The following is a 14,608-nucleotide window of genomic DNA, read 5'->3' on the forward strand; positions in this document are numbered from 1 at the left end:
TCTAATTTCCATTAATATTAGTTTTGTTATAAAGGCAGGATATGCCGACACAAGAGTATTTACGGCAAAGGAAAGTCACGGTTGTTGTTAGAAAGTAAATGTTATACCCCTGAAGTAGTTGAGATCTCTAGGAAGGTCTCAAGCAATGTTGAAGCTCGCTTTAATCGATGGTTAATCTCACCTGAATATAAACTAGCGCAATCTACAGTAGACACGTTATTAAGTTTAGAAAAAAGGTATTGTGATAGCGTCATATTTGATGAATCTGACCGCATATCTCATAATCAACGTATTCTGCTGCGCTGTGAACAAGATAGAGTTAATGCTCATCGTGAAAAAGTCAACGCGAAGCAACAAACCTTAAGATATGTTATCGATGATGTTAGTAATGCAGCCTCGGTTCTAATGCTTGAGAAGCTTCAAGGCACACTAATAAGTTCACTATTCTCGGACTTACCCGATTACAATCAATTCGTTAGTGTTGCGTATTCACCATCCTTAAATTTTTCTAAGTTGCATAAGGTTTTAGAAACGAATCGATTATTGAGTTCAAATTTAATCGAATTTGTTTCCAATCCCGAGTTTAACGAGAAATACGGCAGAAAGTCCAAAGTGATTCTCGACCCTAAGGTTGCAGCACAACAGATTGGTATCGAAAACTGCCGTTTATTGTTTCCTTTGCTAATGAGCCAGAAGCTGATTAAGTGGAATGATGCAAATATTAAACACATTACACCTAAGGTTTGGCAACATTTAGTCGCGACGTCCAATGCAACTCGAATTCGACTTCTAGAAACGTCGGTTAAAGACCCTAACGTAGGCATTTTACTTGGCGTGTTGAGAGTTCTGCCTTTGTTTTTAATTTGTAATCACTTTTCTTCAACGTTTGAAGACGCATTGGTAAAAACGATGCTTGGTTATCGTGAAGCAAGTGACAAGCATGACGAATATTATGCTTGTACTGAAGTGATGCCAAACACACAGTTTCTCGAAGCAATGTTCGAGCAACTAGAGCTTAAGCTACTAAAAAATCTCGTTGAATTTATCGATTGGAGCCCTGGGAACCAGTTTATCAAGAGGGCACTTCTAGAGGAAGTGAATGACATTCCAGTACTTGAGCGAACAGTTTATGGTGCAGCTTTGGCTCAAGGTAGAAAATATTCTGTTTTCGAGGCGTTAGATAATAGTGAACTATTTAACGTTAAGCACCGACCTTATTGGTTTTCAACTGTTCAAATGTCTATCGCGACCATTGAGCAGATGCAAGATAAAGTGCCTGGAAAACTGACGACGAACATGTAGAAAAGGGAGCCACATTTAATGTGGCTCTCTTTTATTGTTGCGCTGTAACTTTAGGTAAGTGACTGAATTGTAGATATAATATTGCTTATTTCGCTTAACAGACCACTTCGAAGGTAAACGACTCTTGCTTTGCTATTGCGTGTTTGACAGGGATACCAAGGCGCTGGCAAGTCATCAGAACTTTTAACTTCCTGTCGGCAGGAGCATGCTCTGACAGAATCACCGAGCTTAGGCACTCTCTATTAAGGTAGAGTTTATTTCCGATCATCTCATCATTAGGTAATACCCAACGGTATTCCTTTTCATAGCGCCAATTAGAATGCTTAATTTTGAATATCTCAGCTCCCAGTCTTGCTGTTTGTAAACCACTTAGCGATGCCGGGTGGAACATACTAGGTTCGTCTTCATACTGGACTTCAAAACAGTTGAGGTTGGCCTCGCCGTTATAGCAGTTGAGATCATACTCGATACACATGCCTTTAAAGTTGTCACCATATTGAGACCATAGTATTGGGTGGTCGCTCGACTGAGAGAAACACATGATCTTAAAGTTTTGTTGAAGCTCTTTGTTGAATACGTGGTTAGATTCAAAAGGGTTATTAAAAGTTTTAGCGTAATCAAACCACAACGAACACTCGGAAATAGATTGTATGTTTCTGTCGTGGAGCGATCTGAACTTATAAAGTTTAGGCAACATATCAAACACCTAGTTTACAAAATTGCCTGATGTTAACACTTTAATTTATTTTTAAGGATTGAATGCATAGCATTTGATTGCTTAATCACCAAATTAATTAATATAACTGTTTGATAGATCAAAATTTAAACACAAAATAGTAGCCTGTTAAAGTGGTTTATTTTGCGTTAAGGCAAAGCTTTCAAGTTGTAACTTTTTACAGAAGATACAACGTAACTTTATTTGTGGTTGAATTGTCTTGTCAAAGTAGAGGTCGAGTAGGGAATAGGTGATCAAAATTAAAGCCGAGCTTTAAAAGGACGGCTTTAGTAGTATTGAGCCTACGAGTGAATCAAGTTTAGAAGTGGTATCTTGCACCTAGATAAGCGGTTTGAGGTGATACATCGATGGATTCAATTTCAACGTTTGCAAAGCGGTAACCAATATGAATGTCGATATTGTCTGTCACTATCGCACCAAGCTCAGCACCGACTTGGTAGGCCGCTTCAGACTTAGAGTCTGATACTCCAAAAGCTTTCGCTTCCATATCCATAGAGCCAACACCGGCTAATAGAGATACATACAGATCTAAGACGTCACCTTTAACAATAAACTTTGGTTTAATGTTTACGAAGAAAGCTTGGCCTTCAATATCCATTAAGTCGTTATAGTTAACTTTTCCGATTTTTCGGTACTCGGCCTCTAGTCCCAGTTTGACGACATCGTGTGTATTGAATTCGTAGCCCCCAACCAAGTTATAGCTAAAGTCTGATAGATCAGATGAATCTTCAATGGCGCTGCCACGATATTCTAATTCAGTTTCATTATAAAAGCCGATATCAACACCAGCATAAAAATGACCATGCTCTCTAGGTGAGTTTTCGTTTTCACTAGCAAGCGCCTGCGAGCTGATGCCAAAAAAAGCGGTGAATAGCGATAGGGCGATTGTACTGATTTTCATGTAAAGAGCCTTCTAAGATTTAAGTTATTCAGTTCCAGAATATGTTAACAAACAAAAGATACTCTAACTAATTGAGAACCAGCCTAAGTATCTGATTTTAAAGGCTTGTTGGTAATAGAAGTGTCATTATCGCAGTTATGAGACAAAGTACTCCAGTCCAGACAGTGTCGAATAGTATTTGTGTTGCACTGTAACTTATTGCCAGCCAGGTTGTTTATAGAAGTACGTTTTGGATGGCAACGCAGTTTGGCAACAATGGCTGTTGAGCATCAGACAATTCAAAGTCAGTGGTTTGAAAAGCGAGTCCGGATGTTGCTGATGGCGTTAATAGTTGATTCAATTTGGTGAAGAACAACCCAACATAGATAAACAAGACTAGATGATTCGAGAGTACGCTTAGTCTTTTGGGATCGTTAAACCTAGCGAACAAGAGTAACCAAGTCTTTTCAGTTTATTGGTAGTACGGACAATAGATCGAGAGTTAGTGGAAGCGTTAATCATCTAGGTTCTTTTGGTAAGCAAAATCAGCGTAATAGCTTTTAACACTCATAACTTTGGAGAGGCATTCGTAATCAGAAGTCTTAATTAAGTTTGAGCAGACATGTGATAAAGCCATCACGATTTAGTTCAATTAACGTCGAGTCAAAGCCATAAAATAATTAAATAGATAGATTTATGCGTCGCTGTACGTAAAATCCGCGAGTAATAAGGCTCGAAACCCCTCAGATTTCAATCTCCTTCGGTGCGTATTATGCATATTATGTTAAATTGGTTTTGGTGTTTATAAGGCAGGTATCTTTGTGTGATGCCCTGCCTCTTGTTTATCTATCAAATCGACGTTCTATTTAACAGTAAGGCTATTTACCATAAAATACCTAATAAACATATTTCCTAATCTTCGATTAAGAATACGTTTATTAGACTTCAAGCATTAATCGATCAATTGCTTCTGTGATCTCTTTGGTTCTTACTGGCTTGGTCACGAAATCATTCATACCAACATCTAAGCACGAACATTTGTCTTCTACTGATGTGTGTGCTGTTAGCGCGACGATTGGTGTTTTGATGTTTGCGTCTCTCATGTATTTGGTTGTGGTTAATCCATCCATGACCGGCATCGACACATCCATTAAGATAATGTCTATCGAGTCATTGGCTCTTTCCACAAAACCAATCGCTTCCTCACCGTTGCTTGCGATGAAAACTTCGTGGCCTTGTCGTGTTAGGATTAATTTGATCACCATTTGATTGGTTGGATTGTCTTCGACAACTAACACTGAATAACGGCTTCTTAACTCTCGTGAAGATTCATCTTCGTTGTTGGCCAGATTATTCGTAACTCTAGTAAGCACTGGTAGTTGTACTTCAAATTTGGAACCTTTTCCAGGCTCACTCTCTACCGATATGCGCCCGCGCATTAGCTCAACCAGTCTTTTAGTGATAGCCAAGCCTAAACCGGTGCCACCAAATCTACGTGTGATTGTGCTGTCAGCTTGTACAAATGGACTGAACAGCGACGAAAGTTGTTGCGAGCTAATGCCAATCCCTGTGTCTTCCACTGTTATATAGAAAGAGCTCTGCTGGTACTTGATAGAAACATGGACATGCCCATGCTCGGTAAACTTAATCGCGTTACCAATCAGGTTAAATAGGATCTGTGCTAATCGGCTTGGGTCGATGTAATGCAGTTCACCCTCAGGGATATCACTGGTTATTGTTAGCGCCAAACCTTTATCGTCTGCTGTCTTCTTTTGTTCTGATAATACAAAAGTTACAGTGTCTCTTACGTTGCTCCATTGAGGAGCCAACGAGAAACATCCAGATTCAATCTTAGAAAAATCCAATACGTCACTGATAATTGCCAATAAAAGCTCAGATGATGTGCTCATATTAAGCAGTATAGACTGTTGTTCTTCGTTCAATGATGTGGATTTTAGGGTGTCTATCAGGCCAATGATGGCATTTAGCGGTGTTCTTAATTCATGACTCATCATCGCGAGGAATTCAGACTTGGCCTTGTTGGCTCTTTCTGCGTCTTTTCTTGCTGTGACAAGCTCTGCTGTACGTTCTCGAACGGTTGCTTCAAGCTTTTCTTTGTTCTCAATATCGAAAACAGCACGCTCTATCAACGGTCGGAAACGGTTTAGTGTGGCCTTGGTTTCAATACTAAAGTGCTTGGTATTTGAGTGGATAAATATGATGACGGATTGTGTTAGTCCGCTATCTATACCCGTAATAAGAACGGAGTTGATTTGGTCGAGAACAATGGGATGCAGAGAGTTGAATTCCCCAAGAGACTTGGGTTCGAAAAGAATGGCGCATTCACCATTGATGACTCGCGATAGCTTGCCACAATCGCTCCAATTCATCTGTTCGAAGACCTTGTTATTGCTTAGTAGGGTTTTGAAACTGCCTTCGTTCCCTACCCTTGATACCACGATAAAGTCATCAAACTTAATGTATTTTTTGAGCACGAACTCAAGGCTGGAGAATATCTCAGATATGTTACTTGCCTTACTGATCGCAGAGATCGTTGATAAGATCACCCTGTTCTCTTCAGCCAGTTTTCGCTCACGGGCTTTTAGTTTTTGCAGTTCAATACGTGCTTCTTGCAGCGCTTCTTGACCTTCAGAACCCATTACTTTTTCAACCTATAAAACGTTGCAGACGATACCATTAAATTCCCGTGTGCACTCTCACCACCAGAGAGCCTGCCTTGTTCACCAAACGTAAATGGACATATGTATGGAAGCCCATTAAGTGCTTGATTTATTTGGTCACAAACCTCATCCATATCTTGTTTAAGGTTCAACATTGGGCCTGCACAAAAGATATTGATCGCCCCTAGTTTCTCTTCAAGATCCATGTCGTTGTAGTATGAGGAGTGAATGATATTCGCGGCGCGGCTAATCAACTGCTGCTTAGAACCTTGCATCAAGTAGATGGTGTCACCTTCACTGATGTCTGTGAATAGCTCAATCCCATTACACTCCGTCTCTCTGATCGAATGAGACAATTTGAAATATGGGTAATCGTAAGAAGAGCCGACTTTCCTGCCTAATGGGTAGACTGACGACTTTTCGAAGATATAGCCATCATCACTGCCACCTAAGTGGAAATTAGTCCATTCGTTGTAAACGGTGACGGCTGGCCTATGGTCTATTTCCAACAAAATTCGGTTTCTTACTTTGGTCACGGTGCCTGAATACCGCGTAGGCGTATGACCAGCGCTGAAAGAGGAATAGATGGACTGAGACGCAAACACTACCGTTAAAGACACACCATTTATAGACAGCGACTCTTCGGTGAAGATACTCCAATTTCCGGAAACCTGGTTGTCTGCAGCACTGCCACCAATAATTGGCACTTCAGTACCAAATTTCTTATCGATAGCCGCCATCACCTTTTCTTCGTTACCCGGTGTGGAATGCAGCAAGATAAGATCAGGAATTTCACCTTCTCGGTTGGCGTTCTTGAGTGCTTTGTCGATCGCGCTGAAGGTACTGCGGCCTATGGAGTCGCTGAAATGTTCGATTCCCGTACCATAGGCGTTGATCCCCGAGTCATAAATAATGAGGACGCCAATGACTGGACCAGAATGAAAACCAGTTTCGGTCATAATGCCGTGACAAGTAGTACAGCCATGTATGGGAGTGTTCGGGAGAGCATCTACGAAATATCTCTGCACAGCGAGTGTCGAATACTCTTCTGTGCAGTAGCAAATAAGACAAGCAATATCGTCAGGGTTTTCCACCCCGCTGAGCAACTCATCTACTGCGATTTTATCGTCTAGGGAGTAAGAGACTTTTGATAGAAATTTCATAGATTCTGGGTAACTTTATTAATGCTCTCTTTATAACACTTTAATGCATTGTGTTTCACTGATTTGGTACATATTTCTATCAAAAGACCCGAGGCGTGCCCCAGTTTTATCTCTGTTACTCTTTGGACAAGTTTACAGAAAACGTGCTCACCTGTTGTGGAAATGTAACCGTTATTGAGGAGGTCTTATCATTAGTTTGTAACAGCCAATTTGATGGCCCTTTTTCTTCCAGAATTCCGCTTTCATTATAGCTAATGATAAATTTGCCAGTTTTAGATGTTTCGATCGAATACCCTAGGTTATCGCCCGAAATTAAAACATTATGATTATCAATACCAAATTCACAAGGTTTTGAAACTATACAGTTTACTGTTTCGTTATTATCGTATGTTACTGTTCTCCAAGTAAATGCAGCTATTAAAATAACCAACATGACGATAATTTGAACAAGCCTGCCTTTTGTTAGCTTTTGTGCCGCCATTATAATCTTTACTCCTTGTTACAAAGTTCAAAGTTTTTAAATAAAAATCCAATTCCAGACCAAGCGTAAGGTTACTACTCTGTCATTGATTTGTTAATTCAAGTATAGTGTCGCGTTGAAAATGCCACTTTTTTTTAAAATCAGCAAGTGGAAATAAAGCCCTGAATAGGCTGAATTTCCTTTTCTAATTTGGGTGGCATTACGACGTGAGTCGTGTTGGAAGTAAAGTGTAGTAAATAAGAAATTGGAAGCATGCAAATGAGCCAAGAAAAGCAGCTTGAACAAAACTACAACTATACGGTCGTCCGTCAATTTACCCTAGTTACAATTTTGTGGGGTATTGTCGGTATGGGCGTTGGTGTTTTGATTGCCGCTCAATTAGTTTGGCCACAGCTAAACTTTGATACGCCGTGGTTGACGTACAGTCGTTTACGTCCCCTGCATACTAATGCGGTTATTTTTGCGTTCGGTACAAGTGCGCTGTTTGCAACATCATATTATGTTGTACAACGTACCTGTCAGACGCGTCTCTTTGGTGGCCCTCTCGTAGCCTTTACCTTTTGGGGTTGGCAAGCGATTATCCTGTCCGCTGCAATTACTTTACCGTTAGGTTTAACCTCTGGTAAAGAATACGCAGAACTTGAATGGCCAATCGATATTGCTATTACTCTTGTGTGGGTAGCTTATGCGGTCGTGTTCTTCGGAACCATGATTAAACGTAAGACATCGCACATTTACGTAGCAAACTGGTTCTTCGGAGCCTTCATCATCACGGTTGCCGTGTTGCACATCGTTAACAGCCTTGCTGTTCCTGTATCTGCGTTTAAATCGTACTCGATTTATTCCGGAGCGATCGATGCAATGGTGCAATGGTGGTACGGACACAATGCGGTAGGCTTCCTATTGACAGCTGGTTTCCTAGGTATGATGTACTACTTCGTTCCTAAACAAGCTGGTCGCCCTGTTTACTCTTACCGTTTGTCGATTGTTCACTTCTGGGCTCTCGTGTCTCTGTATATCTGGGCTGGTCCTCACCACCTACACTACACTGCACTTCCTGACTGGACTCAATCTCTAGGTATGGTTATGTCTTTGGTTCTGTTTGCTCCATCTTGGGGTGGCATGATCAACGGTATTATGACTCTATCTGGTGCGTGGCATAAGCTTCGCTACGACCCAATCCTACGTTTCCTAATCGTTTCTCTATCATTCTACGGCATGTCGACTTTCGAAGGCCCAATGATGGCAATCAAAACGGTTAACGCACTATCTCACTACACAGACTGGACTATCGGTCACGTTCACTCTGGTGCGTTAGGTTGGGTTGCAATGGTTTCTATAGGTTCGGTTTACCACTTAGTTCCTAAACTATTTGGTCAAGAGCGTATGTACTCTGTATCTCTAATCAATGTTCACTTCTGGTTGGCAACGATTGGTACGGTTTTCTACATTGTTGCAATGTGGATCTCTGGCGTGATGCAAGGTTTGATGTGGCGTGCAGTTAACTCTGACGGTACATTAACTTACAGCTTCGTTGAATCTGTAGAAGCGTCTTACCCGTTCTACTTTGTACGTTTCTTAGGTGGTTTCATCTTCCTATCTGGTATGTTCTTAATGGCATACAACACGTACAAAACTGTTTCTGCACCTAAAGATAGCCTTAAAGCTATCCCTCAACCGGCTTAAGGAGATTTAGAATGAGCTCAAATTCAAATAATCGCCATGAGTTGGTAGAGAAGAACGTTGGCCTACTAGCGATTCTTATCGTTATTGCTATCAGTTTTGGTGCTTTAGTAGAAATTACCCCGCTTATTTTCCAAAAGCAGACAACTGAACCTGTAGAAAATCTACGCGTTTACTCTGCTCTGGAAATGGAAGGTCGTGATATCTACATTCGCGAAGGTTGTAACGTATGTCACAGCCAAATGATTCGTCCTTTCCGCTCTGAAACTGAACGTTACGGTCACTACTCTGTAGCTGGCGAAAGCGTTTGGGAACACCCATTCCTATGGGGTTCTAAGCGTACTGGTCCTGATCTAGCGCGTGTTGGTGATCGTTACTCTGATGAGTGGCATCGCGTTCACCTTATCGACCCTCGTGAACTTGTTCCTGAATCAAACATGCCTGGTTTCCCATGGCTTGCTGAGAATGTACTTGATGGCAAATTGACTAAACAGAAGCTTGAAATCTTCCGTAATCAATTTGGTGTTCCTTACACAGACGAACAAATTGCTAACGCTAAACAAGATGTTGAAGGGAAAACAGAGATGGATGCAATCATCGCTTACCTTCAATCGCTTGGCCACGCAATGAAATAAGGAATAATTATGGACATTATTACATTTCAAAGTGTTTGGACTGTTACTGTTTTTGCTTGTTTCATCGGCATCGTTTGGTGGGCTTTCGGTAAAAATCGTAAGTCGCGCTTCGACGAAGATGCAAACCTAGTGTTCGCTGATGAAGCACCTGCGAAAGATAAAAATCAAGGAGTGACGAAGTAATGAGTACATTCTGGAGTATTTGGGTAACAGTAATCACAATCGGTACATTGATTGGCTGTGCAGCCTTACTTCGTTGGTGTTCCAACGATAAAACAGGTGTAGAAGAAGGTCAGGATATGGGCCATGAATACGATGGTATTCGTGAGCTTAATAACCCGCTACCTAAATGGTGGACATACCTTTTCGTTAGCACAATTGTGTTTGCAGCTGTTTATCTAGCTCTATACCCAGGCCTTGGCAACTTTAAAGGTCTACTAGGTTGGACGAGTTCAAACCAAACAGTTCGTAGCGTAGAAGAGTCTCGCTCTGCAATCGCTGCTGCGCAAGCAAACAAACAGTTAGACGCATACGCGAAAGAGCTTGATGATGCAGACACCTACTTTGGTGAAGCATTCAGAAAGCTAGCTCACGACGAAAATGGTCTACGTTCTGTCCCTGACATTGCATCAGATGCTGATGCAATCAAAGTGGGCCAACGTTTGTTCCTACAAAACTGTTCTCAGTGTCACGGCTCTGATGCACGTGGTCAGAAAGGTTTCCCGAACCTAACTGATGACGCATGGCTATATGGTGGTGAACCACAAGCTATCGTTACTACCATCATGCATGGTCGTGTCGGTCAAATGCCAGGTTGGAAAGACGCTCTTGGCGAAGAAGGCGTAAAAGAAGTAGTTAGCTACACGCTTAGCCTTTCAGGTCGTAGCGTAAACGCACGTGAAGCAGAAGCTGGTAAAGCGCGCTTTGTAGTGTGTGCAGCGTGTCACGGTACTGATGGTAAGGGTAACCCTGCTGTTGGCGCACCTGACCTGACTGACCGTGACTGGCTATTCGGCGATTCTCGCGCTGATGTGACGGAAACAGTCATGTACGGACGTTCTGGTGTAATGCCGGCTTGGAAGGACATCCTCGGTGAGGATAAGGTTCAGCTCGTCTCTGCCTACGTCTGGAGCCTCAGCAACTCAGATAAAGAGTAACATAATAATAACAGCCCCTTCTTAAGGGGCTGTCTTTCTTTTACAGTTATAACCTTAAGTGTTTGTAAAAATTAGTTTTATTTCATTGTATATATTGAGAATAATAATATGGAACAACCTTGGTATAAGCAGTTTTGGCCGTGGTTTTTGATCTTCCTAACCGTTGGCGTTTCTATGCTAACATTGGTTCGAGTCGCGATACTTACCAACCATTCAGTTAACGTTGTCACTGAAGATTACTATAAAAAAGGTAAAGGTATTAATGTCGACATTTCGAAAGTAAATGTTGCCAAAGAGCTTGGCCTATCAGCTTTAGTTAGCGAGAAAGGTAACTCAGTTATCATTACCCTAGACAAAGGCAAGCTAGACCACTTCCCTGCTATTAGCGCAATGTTCGTGCACCGAACGTTGCCTGACCGTGATTTTACTCAGCTACTGACCGCTGATGCGAGAGGCAACTACACGTTGACTCTGGACCATGAAATGCAAGGTCCATGGTTTATCGAGCTTTCTCCGCATGATTCTGAATGGTTAGTGCAAGGTCGCATGAACTTCCCTATTGATACTCCTACTCAACTAACGAACTAAAGCTTATGTGTGAATCCTGTTATCACTGCGGTGAAGATGTACCAGCGGAAACGGATTTTAAAGTAGAAATCTTAGGATCGGTGCGACCTATGTGTTGTCCGGGTTGCGAAACCGTAGCCCAGACAATCGTTGATAGCGGTTTGGTCTCTTACTACCAATATCGTACCGCTCCAGCTGAAAAAGCGGATCTCGTGCCAGAGCAACTTCTGGCACTCAGTCATTACGACAACGAAGATGTTCAATTGGAGTTCGTCCGTAACTCTGAAAACACCTCTGAAGTGACATTGTCACTAGAAGGTGTCTCTTGTGCTGCTTGTGCATGGCTTATTGAGAAGCAAGTCTCTTCAAAGTTAGGGGTTGTTAGTATTCGTGTTAATACCACGACTAACCGCGCCCTGCTCAGTTGGGACAACACTAAGACAAAACTGAGCGAGCTGTTGTCTGCAATCCATACCTTAGGCTACAAAGCCGCACCATTCGAGGCTGATCAACAAGAAGCCGCCTATCATCGTTCGATGAAAAATTATCTCTATCGTCTTGGTATTGCTGGTTTAGCAACCATGCAGGTCATGATGCTGGCTGTGGCGCTTTACCTTGAAGTCTTCGGTAACCTTGAACCCGAATTCAAAAGCTATTTCCGTTGGGTGAGCTTAATCTTCGCAACGCCGGTTCTGCTCTACTCTGCATTGCCTTTCTATATCAACGCGTGGCGTAGCCTCAAAGGTCGAACATTGGGTATGGATGTACCTGTGTCGATTGCTCTGTTGTTTGCCTACGTTGCAAGTTTGGTCGCAACGGTGACAGAGAAAGGTGAAGTATTCTTCGAATCTATCTCGATGTTTACCTTCTTCCTACTGCTTGGTCGTTTCCTTGAAATGCGCGCTCGTCGTAAAGCAGCCGCCGCTAGTGGTAACCTGCTTAAGCTTGTTCCTGCTATGGCAACAACGTTAGATGGCGAACAAGTTCCGGTAAAAACCTTAAAAGTTGGCGACCAAATTCGCGTTCTACCGGGTGAACACATTCCTGCCGATGGCAAAGTATTGTCTGGCAGAGTTCATATCGATGAATCGATGCTGACTGGCGAATCTATCCATGTGGTCAAAAACGAAGGCGATACCGTCTTCGCTGGTACATTGAATGGTGATGAATCGTTTGAATTGGAAGTGATGACGTCAAAAGCGGATTCGGTGATTTCCAACATCGTTCGCCTGCAAGATGAAGCGCAATTGTCTAAACCTCGCATCGCAGAAATTGCTGATGTTGTAGCGCGATACTTTGTTGCGGTGATCTTAATCATCTCATTCGGCACTTGGTTTTACTGGCACCAAACACGACCAGAAGACGCTTTCTGGATCATGCTTTCGGTATTGGTAGCAACGTGTCCTTGTGCTCTGTCACTGGCAACACCGACGGCGATTACTTGCTCAACGTCTCGCATGGGTAACTTCGGTATTTTGCTGCGCAAAGGCCACGTATTCGAAACCTTGTGCAAAGTAAATCACTTGATCATCGATAAAACAGGCACATTGACTGAGGGGGATATTCGTATCAGCCAAGTGGAAACCTTCGCTGAACTTGATAAAGACACTTGTCTCAAGGTAGCGGCGAGCCTGGAACAACACGCTAACCACCCTATCGCTAAAGCGTTCAAGACTCATATTTCAGATGATATCGAAGTAGAGTCTGTCAATAACGTAATTGGTTCAGGCATCACAGGTGAGTGGAACGGCCAAGAAGTTGCGATTGGTAGTAGCGAATTCATTCTAGGTGAAGCTCAACCACCGGAAAGCAACGGCATTTACTTGTCGATGGCGGGTCGTCATATCGCGACATTTACTTATGAAGACCCAATCCGTAAAGAAAGCATTGAGTTTATTAAGCAATTTAAAGAAGCGGGAATCAAAACGACTCTGCTGACTGGCGATTCTATGATTAACGCGAAGCCTGTTGCTGAAGAGATCGGTATTACAGACATTGTCGCTAACGCGAAGCCTGAAGATAAACTTGCTTACCTGAACTCTCGAGATGCAAGTGACATTACCATGATGGTTGGCGATGGCGTTAACGATGCCCCTATTCTTGCGGGTGCCCACCTTTCAGTCGCTATGGGCGGCGGTACCGATGTGGCGAAAGCCTCTGCGGATATGGTGTTATTGGGTGATAAGCTCGATAGATTACTTAAGTCGCGTACTTTAGCATTAAAAACGCGTAAGATAATCCGTGAAAACCTAGCTTGGTCATTAGGATATAACTTACTTATCCTTCCATTGGCTGTCGCGGGTTTGGTTGCTCCATACATTGCCGTTGTGGGCATGTCTGCCAGCTCTATTATTGTTGTGTCTAACTCGTTAAGGCTTTTAAAAGAGCAAGGTAAATAATGGAAAGTTTATACATTCTGATCCCCATTGCGATTGTTCTGGTGTGCATCGCTGTTGGTATTTTTCTATGGGCGGTGAAGAGCGAACAGTTTGAAGACCTAGAACGTCAAGGTCACAACATTCTGTTTGATGAAGACGAAAAGGCTCACAACCATTCTGATAGCAAACCTGTCAAGAATGAGAAAGCTAACAGCGAAAGCCAAACTAACGTAGACAAAAAGAACGATGACGCCTGATTGGATCGGAGCCTTTGTTGTTGGATTGATCGGCGCAGGCCACTGCATGGGAATGTGTGGTGGTATTGCGTCGCTTCTTTCGATTGGCAACAGTAAACCTTCCCCTGTTATTCCCCTACTTTATAACCTAGGCCGTTTGCTGAGCTATGCCGTGATTGGCGGTGTGATTGGCGGTGCAATTTCTTCTATAGGTCAGCTAAGCGATTTTAACGCTCTGCTGGGTTGGCTTCGATTATTTGCTGCTGGCTTTATGATCGTCTTAGGTTTGTATATCGGTAAGTGGTGGTTCGGCTTGTTGTTCTTTGAAAAAGTCGGACAGAAGCTATGGCGCTATATCTCTCCTTTAGGTAAATCATTTCTACCATTGAAGCACCCTAGTCACGCTTTGCCGTTTGGCTTTATTTGGGGGTGGCTACCATGCGGCTTGGTTTACTCTATGCTTACGTGGGCAGCCGTATCAGGAAGTTGGTATAACGGAGCCGGTATCATGCTTGCTTTCGGTTTAGGTACGCTTCCGGCAATGCTCACCGTTGGTATGGGCGCTAATTTCCTCAAAAAACTGCAACAAGCTGACTTATTTCGCCAATTAGGCGCAATTTTAATCCTCCTTTACGGTTTCTATACCGGATATATGGCTTTGCAGCTCATTATTTATACCGTATAGGCAATCTTTAAATCCGGTTTTTTT

At 42.6% G+C, this 14,608-nt stretch carries 14 protein-coding genes; 9 read left to right on the top strand and 5 right to left on the bottom strand.

The annotated features are described in order from the left end of the window. The first annotated feature begins 81 nt into the window (after window positions 1–81). On the top strand, window positions 82–1,302 hold the full coding sequence (locus AB6E85_RS07515; protein WP_372142085.1) for a hypothetical protein: 1,221 nt from the start codon (window positions 82–84) through the stop codon (window positions 1,300–1,302). Between the two features lie 94 nt (window positions 1,303–1,396). On the opposite strand, the gene AB6E85_RS07520 is transcribed toward AB6E85_RS07515, so the two are convergent. From AB6E85_RS07520 to AB6E85_RS07540, 5 genes are all read right to left on the bottom strand, one after another. Beyond that, the gene (locus tag AB6E85_RS07520; protein WP_372142087.1) at window positions 1,397–1,999 is read right to left on the bottom strand and encodes a DUF2971 domain-containing protein; all 603 of its coding nucleotides are present in this window, start codon (window positions 1,997–1,999) and stop codon (window positions 1,397–1,399) included. A 337-nt stretch (window positions 2,000–2,336) separates the two neighbouring features. After that, on the bottom strand, window positions 2,337–2,939 hold the full coding sequence (locus AB6E85_RS07525) for a porin family protein (protein ID WP_048615960.1): 603 nt from the start codon (window positions 2,937–2,939) through the stop codon (window positions 2,337–2,339). A 917-nt stretch (window positions 2,940–3,856) separates the two neighbouring features. Next, entirely contained in the window at window positions 3,857–5,578 is a 1,722-nt protein-coding gene (locus AB6E85_RS07530) for an ATP-binding protein (protein ID WP_372142089.1), read from the bottom strand. After that, window positions 5,578–6,762, bottom strand: a complete 1,185-nt coding sequence (locus AB6E85_RS07535) for an FIST signal transduction protein (protein ID WP_372142091.1) — start codon at window positions 6,760–6,762, stop codon at window positions 5,578–5,580. The genes AB6E85_RS07530 and AB6E85_RS07535 overlap by 1 nt, the downstream gene beginning before the upstream one ends. Before the next feature lie 115 nt (window positions 6,763–6,877). Then, window positions 6,878–7,243: a hypothetical protein gene (locus tag AB6E85_RS07540; RefSeq protein ID WP_048610975.1), complete on the bottom strand. Its 366-nt coding sequence runs from the start codon at window positions 7,241–7,243 to the stop codon at window positions 6,878–6,880. 252 nt (window positions 7,244–7,495) lie between these two features. On the opposite strand from AB6E85_RS07540, the gene ccoN reads away from it, so the two are divergent. The 8 genes from ccoN (at window position 7,496) to AB6E85_RS07580 (ending at window position 14,584) form a co-directional block, all read left to right on the top strand. After that, window positions 7,496–8,929, top strand: a complete 1,434-nt coding sequence (ccoN, locus tag AB6E85_RS07545) for a cytochrome-c oxidase, cbb3-type subunit I (RefSeq protein ID WP_009846707.1) — start codon at window positions 7,496–7,498, stop codon at window positions 8,927–8,929. Between the two features lie 11 nt (window positions 8,930–8,940). Then, window positions 8,941–9,561 (top strand): cytochrome-c oxidase, cbb3-type subunit II, encoded by a 621-nt coding sequence (gene ccoO, locus AB6E85_RS07550; RefSeq protein ID WP_017059643.1) that lies wholly within the window; start codon window positions 8,941–8,943, stop codon window positions 9,559–9,561. A 9-nt stretch (window positions 9,562–9,570) separates the two neighbouring features. Beyond that, window positions 9,571–9,744 (top strand): CcoQ/FixQ family Cbb3-type cytochrome c oxidase assembly chaperone, encoded by a 174-nt coding sequence (locus AB6E85_RS07555; RefSeq protein ID WP_004733679.1) that lies wholly within the window; start codon window positions 9,571–9,573, stop codon window positions 9,742–9,744. Then, entirely contained in the window at window positions 9,744–10,718 is a 975-nt protein-coding gene (gene ccoP, locus AB6E85_RS07560; protein WP_017063857.1) for a cytochrome-c oxidase, cbb3-type subunit III, read from the top strand. Before AB6E85_RS07555 ends, ccoP begins: the two co-directional genes overlap by 1 nt. 108 nt (window positions 10,719–10,826) lie before the next feature. Beyond that, entirely contained in the window at window positions 10,827–11,306 is a 480-nt protein-coding gene (locus AB6E85_RS07565; RefSeq protein WP_050649904.1) for a FixH family protein, read from the top strand. A gap of 5 nt (window positions 11,307–11,311) precedes the next feature. Then, on the top strand, window positions 11,312–13,684 hold the full coding sequence (locus tag AB6E85_RS07570) for a heavy metal translocating P-type ATPase (protein ID WP_372142093.1): 2,373 nt from the start codon (window positions 11,312–11,314) through the stop codon (window positions 13,682–13,684). Continuing rightward, window positions 13,684–13,920, top strand: coding sequence for a cbb3-type cytochrome oxidase assembly protein CcoS (ccoS, locus tag AB6E85_RS07575; protein ID WP_017059639.1), 237 nt, complete (start codon window positions 13,684–13,686; stop codon window positions 13,918–13,920). Before AB6E85_RS07570 ends, ccoS begins: the two co-directional genes overlap by 1 nt. Further along, complete coding sequence (locus AB6E85_RS07580) at window positions 13,910–14,584, top strand: sulfite exporter TauE/SafE family protein (RefSeq protein ID WP_017059638.1); 675 nt, start codon at window positions 13,910–13,912, stop codon at window positions 14,582–14,584. Before ccoS ends, AB6E85_RS07580 begins: the two co-directional genes overlap by 11 nt. The last annotated feature ends 24 nt before the right edge of the window (window positions 14,585–14,608 follow it).

This window comes from Vibrio sp. 10N.247.311.51 (assembly GCF_041467855.1).
Lineage (GTDB): Bacteria > Pseudomonadota > Gammaproteobacteria > Enterobacterales > Vibrionaceae > Vibrio > Vibrio coralliirubri.